This window comes from Pseudomarimonas arenosa (assembly GCF_014841215.1).
Lineage (GTDB): Bacteria > Pseudomonadota > Gammaproteobacteria > Xanthomonadales > Xanthomonadaceae > Pseudomarimonas > Pseudomarimonas arenosa.
Genome location: NZ_JACYTR010000020.1, coordinates 12,695 through 30,422, shown reverse-complemented (window position 1 = coordinate 30,422; position 17,728 = coordinate 12,695). Strand labels below are relative to the sequence as shown.

13 protein-coding genes are annotated in these 17,728 nt (G+C 62.0%); 4 read left to right on the top strand and 9 right to left on the bottom strand.

Translation table 11 applies throughout. The features are described 5' to 3' along the window. Positions 1-17 precede the first annotated feature (17 nt). From IFO71_RS11175 to ykgO, 4 genes are all read right to left on the bottom strand, one after another. On the bottom strand, positions 18-905 hold the full coding sequence (locus IFO71_RS11175; protein WP_192029719.1) for a carbon-nitrogen hydrolase: 888 nt from the start codon (positions 903-905) through the stop codon (positions 18-20). A gap of 203 nt (positions 906-1,108) precedes the next feature. Continuing rightward, positions 1,109-2,167 (bottom strand): agmatine deiminase family protein, encoded by a 1,059-nt coding sequence (locus tag IFO71_RS11170; RefSeq protein ID WP_192029718.1) that lies wholly within the window; start codon positions 2,165-2,167, stop codon positions 1,109-1,111. Beyond that, positions 2,164-2,508, bottom strand: coding sequence for a hypothetical protein (locus IFO71_RS11165; RefSeq protein WP_192029717.1), 345 nt, complete (start codon positions 2,506-2,508; stop codon positions 2,164-2,166). The genes IFO71_RS11170 and IFO71_RS11165 overlap by 4 nt, the downstream gene beginning before the upstream one ends. A gap of 134 nt (positions 2,509-2,642) precedes the next feature. Further along, positions 2,643-2,768, bottom strand: coding sequence for a type B 50S ribosomal protein L36 (gene ykgO, locus IFO71_RS11160; RefSeq protein ID WP_029213509.1), 126 nt, complete (start codon positions 2,766-2,768; stop codon positions 2,643-2,645). 341 nt (positions 2,769-3,109) lie between these two features. Here ykgO and IFO71_RS11155 point away from each other — a divergent pair, with 341 nt between their 5' ends. Beyond that, complete coding sequence (locus IFO71_RS11155; protein WP_192029716.1) at positions 3,110-5,248, top strand: hypothetical protein; 2,139 nt, start codon at positions 3,110-3,112, stop codon at positions 5,246-5,248. A 26-nt stretch (positions 5,249-5,274) separates the two neighbouring features. On the opposite strand, the gene IFO71_RS11150 is transcribed toward IFO71_RS11155, so the two are convergent. After that, positions 5,275-7,314 (bottom strand): response regulator, encoded by a 2,040-nt coding sequence (locus IFO71_RS11150; protein WP_192029715.1) that lies wholly within the window; start codon positions 7,312-7,314, stop codon positions 5,275-5,277. Between the two features lie 270 nt (positions 7,315-7,584). On the opposite strand from IFO71_RS11150, the gene IFO71_RS11145 reads away from it, so the two are divergent. The 3 genes from IFO71_RS11145 to IFO71_RS11135 all read left to right on the top strand — a co-directional run bounded on the left by IFO71_RS11145 (position 7,585) and on the right by IFO71_RS11135 (position 12,167). Continuing rightward, positions 7,585-10,002 carry an ABC transporter permease gene (locus tag IFO71_RS11145; RefSeq protein WP_192029714.1) on the top strand — a complete coding sequence of 806 codons (2,418 nt, stop codon included), beginning with the start codon at positions 7,585-7,587 and terminating at the stop codon, positions 10,000-10,002. Positions 10,003-10,265: 263 nt separating this feature from the next. Further along, positions 10,266-10,862, top strand: coding sequence for a DUF938 domain-containing protein (locus IFO71_RS11140; RefSeq protein ID WP_225444563.1), 597 nt, complete (start codon positions 10,266-10,268; stop codon positions 10,860-10,862). Between the two features lie 429 nt (positions 10,863-11,291). After that, a complete protein-coding gene (locus IFO71_RS11135; protein ID WP_225444562.1) occupies positions 11,292-12,167 on the top strand; it encodes a response regulator transcription factor in 876 nt (291 codons plus the stop codon). On the opposite strand, the gene IFO71_RS11130 is transcribed toward IFO71_RS11135, so the two are convergent. The 4 genes from IFO71_RS11130 to IFO71_RS11115 form a co-directional block, all read right to left on the bottom strand. After that, complete coding sequence (locus IFO71_RS11130) at positions 12,074-14,260, bottom strand: putative bifunctional diguanylate cyclase/phosphodiesterase (protein WP_192029712.1); 2,187 nt, start codon at positions 14,258-14,260, stop codon at positions 12,074-12,076. The genes IFO71_RS11135 and IFO71_RS11130 overlap by 94 nt on opposite strands. Before the next feature lie 302 nt (positions 14,261-14,562). Next, positions 14,563-15,186 carry a carbonic anhydrase gene (locus IFO71_RS11125; RefSeq protein ID WP_192029711.1) on the bottom strand — a complete coding sequence of 208 codons (624 nt, stop codon included), beginning with the start codon at positions 15,184-15,186 and terminating at the stop codon, positions 14,563-14,565. Positions 15,187-15,195: 9 nt separating this feature from the next. Next, positions 15,196-16,575 (bottom strand): MFS transporter, encoded by a 1,380-nt coding sequence (locus IFO71_RS11120; RefSeq protein ID WP_192029710.1) that lies wholly within the window; start codon positions 16,573-16,575, stop codon positions 15,196-15,198. A 270-nt stretch (positions 16,576-16,845) separates the two neighbouring features. Next, positions 16,846-17,724: a peptidylprolyl isomerase gene (locus IFO71_RS11115; protein WP_192029709.1), complete on the bottom strand. Its 879-nt coding sequence runs from the start codon at positions 17,722-17,724 to the stop codon at positions 16,846-16,848. Between the last annotated feature and the right edge of the window lie 4 nt (positions 17,725-17,728).

Below are 17,728 nucleotides of genomic sequence, written 5' to 3'. Positions count from 1 at the left end.
GGCGTCTTTCATCCTGCCTAGTCGCGGTAGCGCTTGAGCAGATCTTGATAGGCATCGATGCGTCGATCGCGAAGAAACGGCCAGATGCGCCGCACGTTCTCGCTGCGCTGCAGATCGATGTCGGCCATCAGTACGGTCGGCTGGTCGGTGACCGCTTCGGCGAGATACTCGCCCTGCGGACCACAAACAAAGCTCGACCCCCAGAACTGGATGCCGGCGCCGCCGGTGGGCGATGCTTCGAAGCCGGTCCGATTGCAGCTCAGTACAGGCAGGCCGTTGGCCACGGCGTGGCCACGGTGGCTGAGAATCCAGGCCTGACGCTGACGCTGTTTTTCGTCGTCCGGGTCGTTCGGATCCCAGCCGATGGCGGTCGGGTAGAGCAGCAGCTCAGCGCCGGCCAGGGCCATCAAGCGTGCCGCTTCTGGGTACCACTGATCCCAGCAGACCAGAACGCCGAGACGGCCGACCGAGGTGTCGATCGGCTCGAAACCGAGGTCACCCGGAGTGAAGTAGAACTTCTCCAGAAAGCCCGGGTCATCGGGAATATGCATCTTGCGATAGCGGCCGAGCAGCCGACCGTCGCGCTCCAGCACGATGGCCGTGTTGTGGTAGAGACCGGGTGCACGGCGCTCGAACAAGGACGCCACAATCACCACCACATGCTTGGCCGCCAGGGCGCCAAGCCGCTGGCTGGATGGCCCGGGAATGGGCTCGGCGCGATCAAACTCGCTGACGTCCTCGTGTTGACAGAAATAGGCACCGTTGTGCAGCTCTTGCAGCAAAATCAGCTCGGCACCGTTCGCCTTCGCTTCCGCGACCCGCTGTTCGATACGCGCCAGATTGGCGTCGGTGCTGCCCTGATCGGTCTCCTGAATCAAGGCCACGCGCAGAGATGCTTTACTCACAATCGACCCTCTAACAAGCTGCTGAGACCTCTTCCTGGAGGTTTTCAGCGCAAACGGTCGCGGCATAACCGCGCCACCTTTGTCGGAAATCAATCACGTGCGTGCTTGCTTTCCGGGCGCGCCATTCTAATCGCGCGATTTCAGGCTGCTGAAACAAATCTCAGCACCTGCTAACGATGTCTTCGGCAACCGCCAGCTGCCGGTTAGCTCAGCACACCCTGCGGCAACTGCATGGTGATGCAATGCAGGCTGCCGTTCTGCCAGATCAGGGGGCGGCAGGGCACGCCCACGATGTCGCGTCCTGGATAGGCCTTGGCCAGGACATCAGCCGCTGCGCGGTCAGCCGGATCACCGTAGCTCGGGTACAGCACGGCACCGTTGACGATCAGGTAATTAGCATAGCTTGCTGCTAGTCGTCGGCTTTCATCGTAGATGGGGGCGGCCCAGGGCATTTCCAGCAGTTCGTAGGGCTGGCCTTCAGCGTTCCGCAAGGCAGCCAACTGCGCGGCCATAGCAGTCAGCTCTTCGTGATGCTTGTCGTCGGGTTGTCGGCAGCCTTGAAAGACGATCCGCGACCCAGGCGCAAATCGGGCCAACGTGTCGATGTGGGCATCGGTGTCATCGCCATCCAGGTAGCCGCGGTCCAACATCATGATTTCCGGCGTGCAGAGGTACTCGCGCAGCGCGGCAGTTAGTGATTGGGCATCCCGCTCTGGGTGTCGCTGATGCAGGCAGGCCCAGGTGGTGAGCAGTCGGCCGGCACCATCGGATTCCACAGCACCGCCTTCCAGTGCAAAGTCAACCGGCGCGTGAGAGCAGCGCGGCGAAAACAGGCCAAGCTCAAAACAGCGCGACACCAGGGCATCGTCCTGTTCTGCGCGATACTTGCCGCCCCAACCGGTGAATCGAAAATCGAGCAGATGAAACCGGCGGTCGCCGCTGCCTGTGTCAATCAGGGTGATTGGACCGGAATCACGCAGCCAGGTATCGTCATAGGCCAGCTCCAGCCAGCGGATTCGACCGAGGTCGATGCTGGTGCCAGCGTGTTCGCACAGCAGGCTCTCAGCGTGTTGTCGAAGCGCGGCATCGCGGACACAGATCACGACCGGTTCGAAGCGAGTGATGGCGGCGACCAGGGCGACATAGGTGGTTTCCACCTCGGCCAGTCGTGGTGCCCAATCCGTGCCGTCGTGCGGCCAGGCGATCATCACCCCGGATTGCGCTTCCCATTCAGCGGGAAAGCGCAGTGCCGCCGAGCTCACTGTCCGCTGACCGCTTTGGGGCCGGTTTCGTATTTGGAGGTGCGCTTCAGCACCGCGCTCACAACGTGGTTGTGCTCGAAGTAAACCGAGAACTCGGCATAGTCCCAGCGGGTAATGGGCGGATGCTGAGGGCTGCCGCCGCCGACCGGGGCGTGGATCTGGGTCGGCTTGCCAAACTTTCTTTCGACCTGATCCTTCAGCTCACCGCGCTTGGGCAACTCGATGTCCTTGCGCGCTTCAACACGTTCAATCAGCAATACATCGGCCTGAGCTGGAGCAGCCCAACCGATAGTTCCGACAACAAAGAAGGCGATCGATAGCACACAAGCCTGACGCAGCATGGACGTTCTCCTGAAGCGAAACGGGCGGAAACCGCGCCAAGTGTACGCTTTGTGACGGGTTTAGGCAGAAAAATGCAGGGCGCAGATAGCAAAAAGGCCGCTGAAGCGGCCCTTGCTGATCTGTGGCTGGTCGCTTAGCGCTGACGAGCCTTGAAGCGCGGATTGCTCTTGCAGATCACGAACACTTTGCCACGACGGCGCACAACCTTGCAGTCGCGGTGACGGCTCTTGGCCGATTTGAGAGAAGACAGAACTTTCATGACAACGCCCGAGGATTGCTGGAATCAAGCGCGCGAGTATAGCGGCTTTTCTTTCCGCCTTACAAGCACTTATCCGCCAAGGCTGGTCCAATCAGCGGACGCGCTGGATTCCCTTGCGTGGGAATGACACTTGGTTGGCCGTCGATGTGGTGGCGACTCGATTGGCGATCATCGGCGCGCTTGCTGTCCCGTCAGCCCCGTGCGGATTCAGGGATCAGACGGCGAGGTCGGCGCCGGCCTGCCGACCGAGATTCGGCAGCCGGGCGCTGATAGCCGGCGCAGCCCTTCGAGCGGACTTCACGCAATATACACATTGTTGCTTGCCAGGTTGAGAGCGTTCTATGTGCACCGCGCCGAGTCGACTGAGTCGTCTACTGATTGCTTTCCTGGCACTGCTTGCGGGCAGCACCGCGTGGGCAGCCGAGCTTGCCGTGCCCAACAGCCACCCACGGCTCTGGTTCGGCAACCCGGATCGTCTCAGTCAGGCGCAAGCGTATTTTCAAACGACCCCATTCGTTCCGGCTGGATCTGATCCCACCTCACTGAACTATCAGCGCGCCTTGCGCGGGCTGATGACCGGCAATGACAGCGACTGCGATCTTGCGGTGAGCTATCTGGCCGACTGGGAAGTGAGTGGCAACTTTCGCGACGCGGTGCGACAGCAGGGCGATTCGCTGCTGCTGATCTACGACTGGTGCCACCATCGCCTTAGCGGTGCTCAGATAACAAACTTGGTCGCTCGCTGGAATGGCTATCTGGACCAGGAGAATTCCGACGGGTTTGCCAACATCGACTCCTCGGCGAACAACTACTTCTGGGGCAGGGTGCGTAACAACCTGTTGTGGGGTATCACCAGCATGGGCGAGAACCCGCGCGCGCAGGAATACATCGACAACGCCCTGGACATTCGTTTCAGCACCCTGTTTGCCGATTGGTACAGCGATTTCGGCCGCGGTGGCGTTTTTGCCGAGGGCGGCGATTACGGCGTGGCCATGCTTGCCTATCCACTGATCGCCTTTCAGTCGGCCGCCGACTATGGCCTCGATCCTTATACCCAGACGGATTTCTTTCGCGAGGCACTCTATGCCCTGATCTACGGCACCACCCCAGGCGCGACCAGCATTACCGGCGCCTTCAGCGGCGGCCACTTGTTGTTTCCATTCAATGACGACGAGCATTTTCGTGACGGCAGCGCGATCAATATTCGTGACTACCTAGGTGACTTTGCTCGGGCGATGGGTCAGCGCAGTCCTGACAGCGGCAATGCCCGCCACATACGCGCCTGGCTGGCCGAGACCGGTGCCGGCCGACAATGGCTGTTCGATGCCCTGGGCGGCACCGGCGATTCTGCCTGGCTGCAGGAGTTGCCGCTTGACTACTACGCGCCCGGTTCGCAAGTCATGGACATGCGCAGCTCACACGACGCGCAGGCCATGCAGGTCCACCTGCAATTGGGAACGCCCGGCGGCGTGCAGCATCGTCATCGCGATGGCGGCAGTTTTCAGATCTGGCGCCGAGGTCGGTGGTTAAGTCGCGAGTCGGTCGGCTACGCCGAGCGCCTGGCCGGCTTCAACGGCGTCGGCACTATCGATACCGAGGAAGCCCCGGCGCACAATGGGCTGTTGTTTCAAGGCCGCTCCACCGCCTCCTGGATCGGACGCGGACCGCATGTGATCCCCGACGGGGAAGACACCGGCGAACAACCGCTGGGTTTGCCGAGAGTCGTTCGCCTGCAGCATCATCCCGAATTCGCTTACATCGCCGTGGACTACTCGAAGGCCTACCGAAACCCGGTGGGCACGCGGGTGGATTGGCCATACGCCGATCGGGCGCTACGCGAATTTCTGTTCATTCGCCGGATGCAGGCACTGGTGATTCTGGATCGCATGCGCGCCAGCGGTGACTCTCAGCTTCCCTTCTACGGCACCGCCAACTGGGTGCTGCGTGATCGTCCCCTGGCGGCGCAAATCCCTGCTGAACAGGTCGTTCGGACCTTTGTCATGCATTTTGAGACAGCGCCGATCAGCAATGGCAATCGACTCAGCGCGACCGTTGGCGATCAGGTCGTCGATCTGCACACCTTGTTGCCGAGCCTGCCCAGTTTTCGCATCGTCGATGAAGACGTCGGCGGGACTCCAGCCGCCGGCCAGTACCGCCTTGAGCTGGACAGCAGCGGCAGCGTTGAGAGCTACTTCCTCAACGTAATCAGTGGACGCGACATTGCGGAGGGCGAAACCAGTGTGGCATTGAGCGACCTGGGCGACCGCTGGTCGATTCAAATGAATCACCCCAGCCGTGGTAGCGCGACGGTGGTGCTGCACAAGGGCATGGATTCAACCCTGGGTTCGGTCAGACTCGGAGAAGCGGCGACTCACTCGCTGTATTCGGGTGTTCAGGGCATTCAGGTCACCACGGACGGACCGCTGTGGGAATCGCTGCCAGTGGATCGGATCTTCATCGGCGGTTTTGAGGCCTTGTAGTCGGCGCTGCTGAGACTGGCGACTGGCTAATCGTCATCACCGTCGTCTATGCGCGGAATGGCCGCGGCCAAAGCATCGCCCTGCAAGTAGTCGATTCCAAGGTTCCACAGACTGGACACCGATTTCATGCTTTCGACGCCGACCACCAGCAGTCGGCGACCACTGCCACGCCATTCGGTGATGAGGTCCGACAGTTGCGCACCGGCAGTCTGGATGGCGCCATGCGGCAAGCTGAGCAGACTGATCGGAGCGCCCAGCAGGTCGTGCAGGGCCATGACGCTGCCGCTGTGGTCGTATCCGGCCACATTCATGCCCAGAGCGGTCAGATGACGCAGGGTTTCGACATGCTGACCTGAGCGAATATCCTCGACGTCGACCTCCAACAGCAGGTCGCCAACCGCATCAGGGCGACGCTGCCGCTCAGCCTTGAGCCAGGCCAGCTGACGCTCATCGAAGGCACCCAGATCGACCGGCACCATGATGTTGGCGGCCAAGCCTTGACGGCGTCGATCATCCAGCGTCTCGATGGCATGGAACAGGGCCATCCGATCAAGGATGGAAAGTTGCTCCTGCTCCCGGGCCAACTCGAGATACTGCGGTCGTGGGTAGCCCTCCAGAGGATTGCGCAGGTCCGCCAGCTTGCAGATCAGACTGAAGTGCGCCTGCTCACCTCGCAATTGCAGCATCGGTTGAAATTCAAAGCGCGGCCGGCTGCCTCGGGCGAGATCCTTCAAGGCCTGGGTAATGACCATGATGCGTTCAGGGGCCAACGCGGAGGGGTCGCGTGACAGCACGCCTTCGGCACGCCCTGTGCCCAGCCTGCGTGCCATGGCCAAGGCGGCAAAGGCCTGCTGCACCCAACGCTCGGCACTGATCACGCCCTGCGTCGGCGGGAGTGAAAAGCCAATCGATATGCTAAGGGAAAGCGATTCTTCGCCGGCAACAAAGGGCGCTCCGGCCACCGCGGTCAGCAGGTCGGCCACCAGGGATTCCAATTCGGCGCGCTGATTGCGGCTGACCATCAGACCAAAGCCCAGCTCCTCCCATAGCGAATAGCTGTCCTCGGGGGCCAGCTGGGAGGCGATGCGATTGGCGACTTCGCGCTCCAGCGCGTGAGTGCCGGCCAGTCCGAGCTTTTCGCGCAGGGCGGGCGCATCGTCGATACGCAGGGCCAGTAGCAGGTGCCAGGCATCGTCGGTACGCTGCAGGCACTCGCTGAGTGCACTGAGGAAATCCGATCGGCGCAGTCGGCCACTGGCACTCTCCGAGCGTGGACGAAGTTGACGGTTAAGTACCCGGGCGCGCTTGACCCGCGAACGTACTGCCGCAATCAGCGCCTGTGGCCGCACCGGCTTGGCCAGAAAGTCGTCGCCACCGGCGCGCAAGGCGGCGTTGCGGGCGTTCGGACGGTCTTCGCCCGAAAGAAAAACGATCGGCAACAGAGGCGCTATGTCGCTGCTGCGCAGCGCCTGAACCACGGCTATACCGTCCTGATCGGGCATGTGCAGATCAAGCAGCACCAGATCGGGTCGAAATCGCTTCACCACGGCAAGCACGCCGGTGGTTTCCGCCAGTTCCTCCACCACCATGCCGACCTTGCGCAGGATGGCCGAACACAGCATTCGCGTCTCGCGATCGTCGTCGATCAGCAGCACCCGAAACGGTTCGACATCCTGCTGCAGCAACCAATCCACCAGCGCTTGCCCGAGCAGAGGATCGGTACTGCGTTCAACGAACCAGTCGGCGCCGCCGATCAGGGCGTCGAGGCGCTCCTTGGGTCGGCCAAAGGTGGCGAGCAAGACATTGCCGGCAGGAATGCCAGACAAACTCAGCTTGCCTAGCATCTCGGCGATCGCTGTGCTCAGGGCGGCAGGCACCACCGTGGCATCTGGCACTTCTTCCCGCACCGCTTCAACCCATTGTTCGGCGCGCTCAAAGCGGCGCAGGCGCCCGCCAACGTCGGCCAATGCCGCTGACAGATTGGCGTACATCGACTCGCCGCCGCCCAGCAGGTCCACGCACAAGGGTGCGCGCCCCGACTTCAAGCCGCGTGAAGACTCGCCCATGCCTGCCTCCGCCGGAAATGGTAGTTAATGATAGGGGAGGGTAGTTGAAATAGGAGTTCACGGACCAGCAATCGACGATATTCTGCGAGTCGCGCCGCATTCGGGCTTGCTCGAAAGCGGACACTGTCTGTTCAAGTCCGAGCATCGTCCGCGAAGAGAGTGTGTCGCGATCGCCTAAGGCCTTGATTACATTGGCAGCGCCAACTGGCATGGATGCTGCTTTCCGACCTGCCAAGGGCCAAGGCGGGCCAGACACCAGGGACCATGTACGTGCTCGAAGACCTTCGATTTGCCCTGCGCAGCCTGTGGCGTGCTCCCAGTTTCAGCGCTTTGGCGATCACCGTGCTGGCGCTGGGCATCGGTGCCAGCGTGGCGATGTTCGGCGCAGTCAATGCCCTGCTGCTCAACTCGGTGCCGTATCCGGCGGCGGATCGGCTGGTGATGGTGTCGGATATCGGTCCGGATGGCGCTGAGTCGCCAATGGCCTTCGGCAGTTTTCGCGAGATTGCGGCGCGCAGCCAGTCGCTCGCCGCTGCCGCGGTGATGCGCGACTGGTCGCCGGCCCTGGTCGGCAGCTTCGAACCCGAGCAACTACAAGGCCAACGCGTCAGCGCCGAATATTTTCATGCATTGGGGGTCTCGCCGCTACTCGGCAGCGGTTTCGATGCCGCCGCCGATCGCCCTGGCGGGCGCAAACTGGTGGTGGTGAGCGACGCGCTGTGGCAGCGTCGCTTTGCCGCCGATCCCGGCCTGATTGGAGCTGAGATAGACCTCGACGGTCAGGGCCATCGGGTGGTCGGCATCATGCCGGCGGGCTTCAAGGATGTGCTGGCGCCCGGCAGTGAGGTCTGGACCTTGTTGCAGTACGACAGCGCCTTGCCCGCCGATGGCCGCGAATGGGGCAAGCATCTGCGCATGGTGGCGCGCTTGCAGCCTCACGCTTCGGAGTCCTCGTTCGGCACGGAATTGCTGCAGATCGGCGCCGAACCAGATCCGGCGTTCGTCCGACCCTCGCATGCCACGCTAGAACACTTGCTGGTCGGCCGCTTGCAAGAACAGCTCACTCGCTCGGTGAAACCCGGTGTGCTGGCGGCGTTCGGCGCGGTGCTGCTGTTATTGCTGATCGCCTGCGTCAATGTGGCCAACCTATTGCTGGTGCGCGGTTCGCAGCGCAGCCGCGAGTTCCAGGCACGCGCCGCCTTGGGGGCCAGTCCGGCACGCCTGATTCGACAACAGCTGGTCGAGGTGTTAAGTCTGGCCGTGCTGGGTGGCGCGCTGGGGGCGGCGCTGGCCCAAGTGGCGCTTGGCCTGTTGGGCGCCTACACACCGTTCGAGATCAGCGCGGGTGCCGAGTTCACCGTCGATTTGCAGGTGCTCGTATTTGCCTTTGCAACGTCGATTTCGGTGGGGCTGCTGGTGGGGTTGTGGCCGGCGTTTCGGGTCGCTCGTTTGGCTGGACGAGGCGGGCTGCTGCCGGTGGGGCAGCGTGTGGTCGGCCATCAGCGCCGGGCGCGCAATTCGCTGGTGGTAGTGGAAGTCGCCCTGGCGGTGGTATTGCTGGTCAGTGCCGGTCTCCTGATGTTCAGTCTCAACCGCTTGTTCGCGATCGATGCCGGCTTCAACCCCAACGGGTTGCTCAGCCTGCAGCTCAATGCCAGCGGTGCGCGCTATGCTGATGATGCCACTGTCGAACGCTTCTACGTCGACGCGCTGCGCGTAGCGCGTCAGGTCGCCGGTGTGGAGTCGGCGGCCTACACCAATCAGCTGCCAATGAGTGAGGACCTTGATCAGTTCGGCACCTTGTTTGAGTCGCTGGCGGACGATGCCGCACCCGCGCAGTACAACACACTGCGTTACGCTGTCAGTCCCGGCTATTTCGACACCATGGGCATTCCGACCGTGCTCGGTCGCGGCTTGTCCCGCGAGGACTCGATCGAGTCGCCGCCTTCGGTGGTGATCAGCCAATCGTTGGCGCGCAAGCGCTTCGGCGCGGCGAATCCGATCGGACAACGGCTGCGCATTGGTGGCGACCCCAACACGCCTTGGTTCACGGTTGTGGGGGTGGTGGCGGATGTAAAACAGGCGTCGCTGACCGCCTCGCAGGTCGACGCCGTCTACGTCAGCAGCGCCCAATGGCATTACGCCGATCGGGTTCGCTCATTGGTGGTGCGCCATCGCGGCGACCAGCAGGACATCGCCACCCGCATGCGTCAGGCGATATGGAGTGTCGACGCGCAACTGCCCATCGGGCGCGTGGCCAGCCTGGACCAATTGCTGGCCGATACTGCCAAGGAGCGCCGGTTCGCCTCGGTCATCTTCGCTGCCTTCGGACTGGCCGCACTCATGCTGGCGGCGATGGGCATCTACAGCGCCTTGTCGGTGAATGTGGCCGAGCGTGGCAACGAGATTGGCCTCCGTGTCGCGCTTGGTGCCCGTGCCTCGGTCATTGTGCGCTGGGTGTTGACACAGGCGATGGCACTGGTCGGGCTCGGCATCCTGTTCGGCCTGCTGCTGGCCAGTGCGTCGACGCGCGCGCTGGAGAGTCTGCTGTTTGGCATCAGCGCAACTGACCCCACCATTTTTGTGCTCAGTGCAGCGCTGCTCGGCCTGATCGGGCTACTGGCCTGCATCGCACCGCTATGTCGTGCCCTGACAGTTGACCCGGCGCAGGCTTTGCGCTGGGAATGACCCACGGTCGACCGAACTGTACGCCGTCTCCCGGCGAAAGCCTGCTACTGTCCGAGGAAATCGTTCGGGCCGATTGTTCGAGGCCTCACGGCCTCGTCACCCCGGCGCAAGCCGGGGCCGCTCGACTCTCGAGAAGGGTGACTGAAGTACGGAAAGATCAACATGGATCCCGTGTTGCGATGGGATGACGTTGGCTTGAGGATGAGTCATGCGGCGCGATCCTGCCGTTACACACAAGGCAAACGAACAGCGAGAGCTTAACAATGATAGACCTGCCTTTCTCTGCCGCCTGCGAGCGCAATCGGGGGCCCATCCTCGAGCAACTCAACGGATTCTTCGTTGATCGTCGTCGGGTACTGGAGATTGGCAGCGGTACCGGTCAACACGCCGCGTTCATTGCCGCCGCCATGCCGCGGCTGAGCTGGCAGTGCAGCGATCGTCCTGATTATCTGCCGGGTCTGCGCGCCCGCCTGCAGCAGGCTGCCCTTGACAATACCCCGCCGCCAATCGAGCTTGATGTTATGGACGCGGCTTGGCCGGATCAGACGTTCGATGCGCTGTTCAGCGCCAACACCCTGCACATCATGGCCTGGGCTGAAGTGGAGCGATTGTTTTCCTGCCTGCCCGAGGTCTGTGCCGATGACGCCAAGCTTGCGATCTACGGACCATTCAATATCGATGGCCGCTTCACAAGCGATAGCAACGCTACGTTCGATGCCTCGTTGCGCCAGCGCGCGCCGCATATGGGCATCCGCGATATCGGCGCGGTCAATGCCTTGGCCGTAAAGGCGGGATTTCGACTGTGCGCCGACCACCCGATGCCGGCCAACAATCGTCTGCTGTTCTGGCGTCGTGGCTGACTTGCACCCGACGCAGCACTGCAAATGCAAAGGAGTGCCCGTCGCCGCCCGGGGTGAGGTGAGCTTGCTTGGTACGGTCGATCAGAACAAAGCCGCGCCCGCATCGGCAATGTCTTTGGGCGCGCGGCGAACAACGGGCAGGCCGGTGCAATGCTGGGGGCCGTGAGGCGCGAGGCCGCCGATCACCGCAATGGCTCCTGCGACCCAGGCGCGCGAGGCATCCTGGGTGCCAGGTGAACATCCGACCGTCGAGTTTAACCGCAACTTCAGCATGGACCTGCTATCACCTTAGTCATTGGGTCAGCGTGCCAAGCAGCTCTGATGAGCTCACAACAACGCCGGTAACCATCGCGATGGATTGAGTGCAGACGTGCTCTCCATCGGCCCCGCACGCAGGGTGCCCAGAGGCGGCCGCATCGACAAGCGGCCATGGGCTTCGTCTGCGAAGAGCGCGACGCGAAGGCAGAACGGTCGCACGGTCATTCACCGCTACCACGTATCGCGTGCTTCGCCGACTATCTCGCGCTCACTCGCAAGCCCGCTTGCGTCTTGCAACGCAGGACTTGTGTTGGAGTCATTGGGTCAATCATGCCGGCAAAGAAATCGATCAAGATCCTACTCGCCATCAAACGTCCGCTGATTCGGCTGGGGTTGGTGCGTCTTGTGTCTGAATCACTCCCGCGGGCCAAGGTGATCTCGGTTGACAACGGCAGCGAAGCGATGCGCAGCATCGTGTCGATGAATCCGGATGTGGTCGTCGCCGAACCCGAGATCGTGGTCGAAGAGGGCTTCGAGCTGCCGAACGAGTCGCCGGATTACCGCTTGCTGTTGATCTCGCCAAGACAGCATGTCGGGGTCGAATACATTCCCGGACTGGAACTCGCCTGCGCGCATTTGTGTGACGGGGCCTCGGAAGCTGTATTGATTGATGCCATTCAGCGGGTCAGCGACTGCAGCTATCCTAGCTCCGAAGACTGTCAGGCCAGCGACTGTCCACTGAGAAAGACCCTGCTACCGATGGCCACGGGCCTGAGCCGGCGGCAGGAGCAGGTGTTCATACTTATCAGCGAAGGATTACAACCCAAAGACATTGCCGAACGTTTGAAGATCTCGGTCAAGACGGTGGAGTCCTACCGCGACCAGATCAAGCAGAAGCTCGAACTCCCCGACGCGAGATCCGTGTTTGAGTTCGGCGTGCTATGGCGTCGCGGCTATGGCGGGCTGCCTGAGCCCGATGAAGGCTCGGCCAATGAGAGCCAGCTCTCGGCAAAGACCGAGGCGGGCAAGGGGCGGTCGAAAAAGTAGCCCTGGGCCAAGGTGTAGCCCAGTGCCTGCAACCTTTCGGCCTGAAACGCTGTCTCCACGCCTTCGGCGATCAGGCTGACTTCCAGATCGTTGGCAATGGTCAGGGTGGCATTGACCACCGATAGATCCCGCCTGCTTTGCAGCAGACCGGAAACAAACGAGCGATCAAGTTTGATCTGGGTAATGGGCAGCTGCCGCAGGTGCGAGAGCGACGAATAGCCGGTACCGAAATCGTCTATCGACACACCGAAGCCGTGCTCGCGCAACAGAGCGAGCTGCTGCACTACCTGTGCCGGATTGCGCATCACGCTGCTTTCGGTCAGTTCCAGGTCGATGTCACGGGGCGGGATCTGGCAGCGCTCGGCGACGCCGGCCAGAAAGGCAATGAAGCCATCGTCTTCCAGCTGCTTGCAGGACATATTGATTGCCAATCGCAGGTCTGTGCCGCCCGATGAGCGCCATTGATGCCACTGCTGGCAGCTTTCTTCGATCACCAATTTGCCCAAGGCGTGAATCAGTCCGCTTTCCTCGGCCAGACCGATGAACTCGCCGGGATCGATCCGACCAAGATCCGGGTCCTGCCAGCGCGCCAGTACTTCGGCACCAATCAGGCGGCGGCTCTGAAGGTCGACTTGGGGCTGGAAATGCAGTTCGATCCGCCGCTCGCGGATAGCCCGCTCCAGCCGCACTTCGAGCGAGGCACGGCGCTGGATGCGCTGGCTCATTTCGGGCTGATAGGCGGCGAATCGCAGGCCATTGCGCTTGGCCTCGTGCATGGCTGTTTCGGCACTGAGCAGCAGCGCCTCACCATCCGTGCCATCGAACGGAAAGCTCGAGGTGCCAATGCTGGCCGACAGATTTAAAGCAACGCCCGACAAGGTCAGCGACTGGTTCAGCGAGAGTGCCAATCGCTCGGCGATCAGTGCCGCCGCCAGCGGATCGGCCGAGCCGGCGATCACGGCAAACTCGTCGTCACCCAGACGAGCAATATGCTCGCCGGCCCGCAGCACCCGCTTCATTCGATTGCCTACTTCCACCAGCACCTGATCGCCCACGCTCAACCCGCGCGTGTCGTTGATCTGTTTGAATCGGTTGAGGTCAACTACCAGCACACTGAACACTTCGCTGTCGCCGGCACAGTTCTCGATCTCCCGCTGCAACGAACGGTGGAAGTGGCTGCGGTTGGATAGCCCAGTCAGCGGATCGAACAGGGATAGCTGAGCCTCGGCGACCTGATCCCGGCTTTGGTTCTCCACCTGCTGGATGATTCCGATCAGTTTGAGCACCTCGCCGTTGCTATCGGTGACACCGCGGGCCCGCTCCAGCAGTCGACGGGTGCCGATGCCATCCACGGACACCGAGTAATTCACTTCGTACTCGTCGCCGGAGATCAGTGCGTGATTGCGCAAGGTCTGCAGTATCACTCGATCGGCGGGCAATACGTGGCTCAGCAACAGGTTCTGACCATCGTCAATCAATGAGGCGCCCTGATCTAGACCGAGTAACTCACGCGCTCGGGTGCACGCCTGCAGTCGATTCGAGGGTGACAGCTCCCAGCAGCCCAGACCCGACAGGGCTCGCAGCTCCTCGCCGGCCTGCTGATGCTGCCGCAAGCGCTGAAGCTCCGCTTGCAGCAGCTGACGTTCGCGCTCGTGATAGGCCTGCAAGGCAAGCCCCACCTCCAGTGCACTGAAGGTCGGCAGCTGTTCGACCGCGACCGAAATATCCCGTCCACATTGCAACGCACCGCGTTTCGCCAGGGCGAGCAGATCGCGAATCACCCGCCCGATTCCTTGCGCCAGAATACCGGCGGCTACCTTGTTGCGCTGACACTCTTCTCCCAGCAAGCGCAGTTGATCGAACCGACGCTGTGCCGGCGCGACTGCCAGCAATAGGTCGCGGTAATGGGCAAGAGCAGGGCAAAGGGAATCGAGAGCTGCTTGTTGCAGGTCTGGCGCGTCAGCCAGGAGCAACTCCTCAACGCGAGGGATCGAGGCTTCGACGCTGGCCATCGAGGCCATTTCACTCAGCTGGTAGAGCGCTTCGCGCTCGGCCTCATTGGGGTCGCCGCAGGTCTGGATTCGCTGGCTCAAGGGCGCTGGGCCTTTTTCATTCTCAACACCGAAGGCTCTGAGCCGCTTGCGCCTGCTTCGATTCTCGATGTTGGCATGCAGATGACTCGGCTTCCGGCGATGATCATCAACCCGGCTATTCCTATGGCCTGTTGCATCCGGCCGCGAGAACCGCAGCCGCACCCTGCGAAAGGCACAGCCCGGCATTCGGCTGCCCACTGCAGGCACGGCCGCCGAATGAGGTTAGGCAGGCCCGATCAAACGCGAAATAGGGGATTGACGGTGAGAGTCCGAACGCTGCCCGGCAGTCGGCCGCGCTCGCTTCAATCGCCCTCGAAAAATGCGACGGCGCCGGTTTCCAGCGAGTAATCCGCACCGACAATCTTCAGTTCGCCAGCCAGATGCAGGCCTTCGAGCAGAACGGAAGACTGCCGTAGCTGGGCCACGGTGGCGCGTACATTGGCGCGCACCGCGTTTTGCATCAGTTCGGCCTCGTCGTGACATTCGCAGCCGCTGACCAGACTGGTCAGGGTAGGGCGGATGCGGTCGACAATGGCATGAATGCCCGGCGAGGCTTCGGACGGGTTGGCGATGTAATCCAGAGTCGCGCGGATGGCGCCACAATTGGAGTGGCCCAGCACCACTACCAGTTTCACTCCAAAACGATCGACGGCGAATTCAATGCTGCCGATCTGCGAGGGGGCAGCGATATTGCCGGCCACCCGAATCACAAACAGATCCCCCAGGCCTTGATCGAACACGAACTCGGCCGGCACGCGCGAATCCGAGCAGCCCAGGATCACCGCAAACGGATGCTGTGCCCGCGCCTGTTCGGAGCGCTGCGCATGACTTAACAAGGCGTCCAGACTTACTACATGCTGCACGAAGCGGGCATTGCCCTCGCGCAGTCGCGCGAGGGCTTGGTCGGCACTGAGGTAACGGTCCATCGAGGCAGCTCAGGCGTGCGCCTGGGTTGGACCCATTCCGCGGCCACTCGCACGCACGGGTTCGATGGCGCTGCCGCTAGCATCGCTCTCGGCGGCGCGAATAATCTCGGGCAGATCGGTTTCGCCCTTGATCTGCGGGAAGCGAGCACGCTCCATGCGGCGGATGGCGAAATGCATCCAGGCCAGAGCCGCGGCCACCAGTACGAACAGCAGCATGAAGCAGCTGGTCCACACACCGATCAGATCATTCATGGCGCCGAAGGCGATCGGTAGTACAAAACCGCCCAGTCCACCGATCAGGCCGACGATGCCGCCCACCGAGCCGACATGATCCGGGTAGTACACCGGAATATGCTTGTACACCGCGGCCTTGCCCAGCGACATGAAGAAGCCCAGCACAAACACCAGGACGGTGAAGGGAATCACGCCAATCGCCAGGGTGAAGGCGATATCACCCTGAATACCGTGCACCACATAGTTGGTGGACGGATAGCTCAGGATGAAGCAAACGATGGCGGAAACGCTGAAAGTCCAGTACATCACCGCGCGTGCGCCGATCTTGTCCGACAACCAGCCACCGACGATGCGAAACACACTGGCCGGAATCGAGTACATGGCGGCAATCATGCCGGCAGTCGCCACATCAAGCCCGTACACGCCGATCAGATAGCGCGGCAGCCATAGCGCCAAGGCGACAAAGGCGCCAAACACGAAGAAGTAGTACAGCGAAAAGCGCCAGACCTGAATATTCTTCAACGGCGCCAGCTGATCGATGAAGCCCACCGGTTTGTGGCCGGCGACCTTACGCGCAGTGTGGCTGGGATCGTCCTTGGTCAACAGGAAGAACAGGACAGCAGTGACGGCGATGGCAATCGCCCACAGCTCGGCCACCCGTTGCCAACCCGCGGCCACCATCACCATCGGTGCCAGCAGCTTGGTGACCGCGGCGCCGACATTACCGGCACCGAAGATACCCAGCGCCGTGCCTTGTTTTTCCTTCGGAAACCACTTCGACACGTAGGCGATGCCGACCGAAAATGAACCCCCGGCGATGCCCACGAACAGCGCTGCAATCAGAAAGCCAGGGTACGTACTCACCTGGGTCAGCGCCCAGGTCGCCGCGGCGGCAGCCAGCATGACCAAGGTCATCACGATCCGACCGCCGAACTGATCGGCCCAGATGCCGAGGGCCAGGCGGCTCAAGGAGCCGGTCAGGATAGGCATTGCGATCAACAAACCAAACTGGGTGTCGTTCAGACCGAGCTCGGCCTTGATGCGAATGCCGATGATGGAAAAGATCGTCCATACCGCGAAGCAGACGGTGAACGCGAAGGTGCTGACCCACAACGCGGCTTGTTGTTGTCCTTTCGGGACGGTGGCGGCTTGCATGTCGAAACTCCTGCAATGAGAGAAATTTCCGTAGCGCCGAATTGCAGCTAGTTAAGCCCCTCCCCCTGGTGGGGGAGGGGTGGGGAGAGGGGCAAGTTGCCTGTACCCCTCTCCCCCAACCCCTCTCCCGCAAGGGGAGAGGGGAGTAAAGCGCTAAGTCGTCGCTGAATTTACGATTGAGGTGGTTGATGTCCTCGTATAGCCCCTCCCCCTGGCGGGCGAGGGGTTGGCGAGAGGGGGCTGGCAGATCGTCGCTGGTTGATTCCTAACTCAAAGCGCCGCATCCAACCCTTCGACTGAATACCGCGCCATCAGGGATTCAACATACTGTTTCATCGCGCTATGTCTTTGAGCCAGATCAAGTCGCAGCGCGATATCGCTTTGCACCTGATCCAGGTCAAGCAGGGCGCCTTTTTCCAGCGCCAACACCTCAACGATGTGATGGCCAAAGCGCGATTCCACTGGCAGGCCGGCAAGGCCAGGTTTCAACCGAAACACCTGGCGCTCGAACTCCGGGGTGGTCTGCCCGCGCTCGATCCAGCCAAGCTCGCCGCCTTGCTCCTTCGAGGGGCAGGCCGAGAAGCGCATCGCGTATTCGGCAAAGCGCTCCGGATGGGCCTTCAATTCGGCCAGATCGTGCTCAGCCCGATCGCGGCTGGCGAGTCGCGCTTCGATATCGTCGGGAGCAGCGGGATACAGGATATGGCGCAGCTGCACTCGATCAGGCGCGCGGAAGTGTTCTCGGTTCTGTTCGAAGTAGTGTTGACAAGCCTCGCTGGTAGCTGGCCTGACCAGGTCGAACACTGGCTCCAGCAACACCCGAGTGGCGGCCTCCTCAGCACTCTCACCAGGCTCGGCGTGGCGCGTGCCGTCGATCGACAGGCGCGCTGTCTCCAGTTGTAGCAGGCGTTGTACCACCAAGGCCTCGGCAGCAGCTCGCCAGGATTCCTCCGGCCGAATCGCTGGGTGATGCTGCATTTCCTGGCCGATCGCCTGTTCGCTGATCGGCTGACCTTCGACGAACACCCGCGCCTTCGGCGGCGGCGGAACCGCGGTGCGGCCGCCGCTTTCAAATGCGTGGTCGGCGTGATCGTGCTTGACTGGCCCGTCGACCAGCCGAATCGGCAATTCGCGTGCTGGGCTGCCCATACAC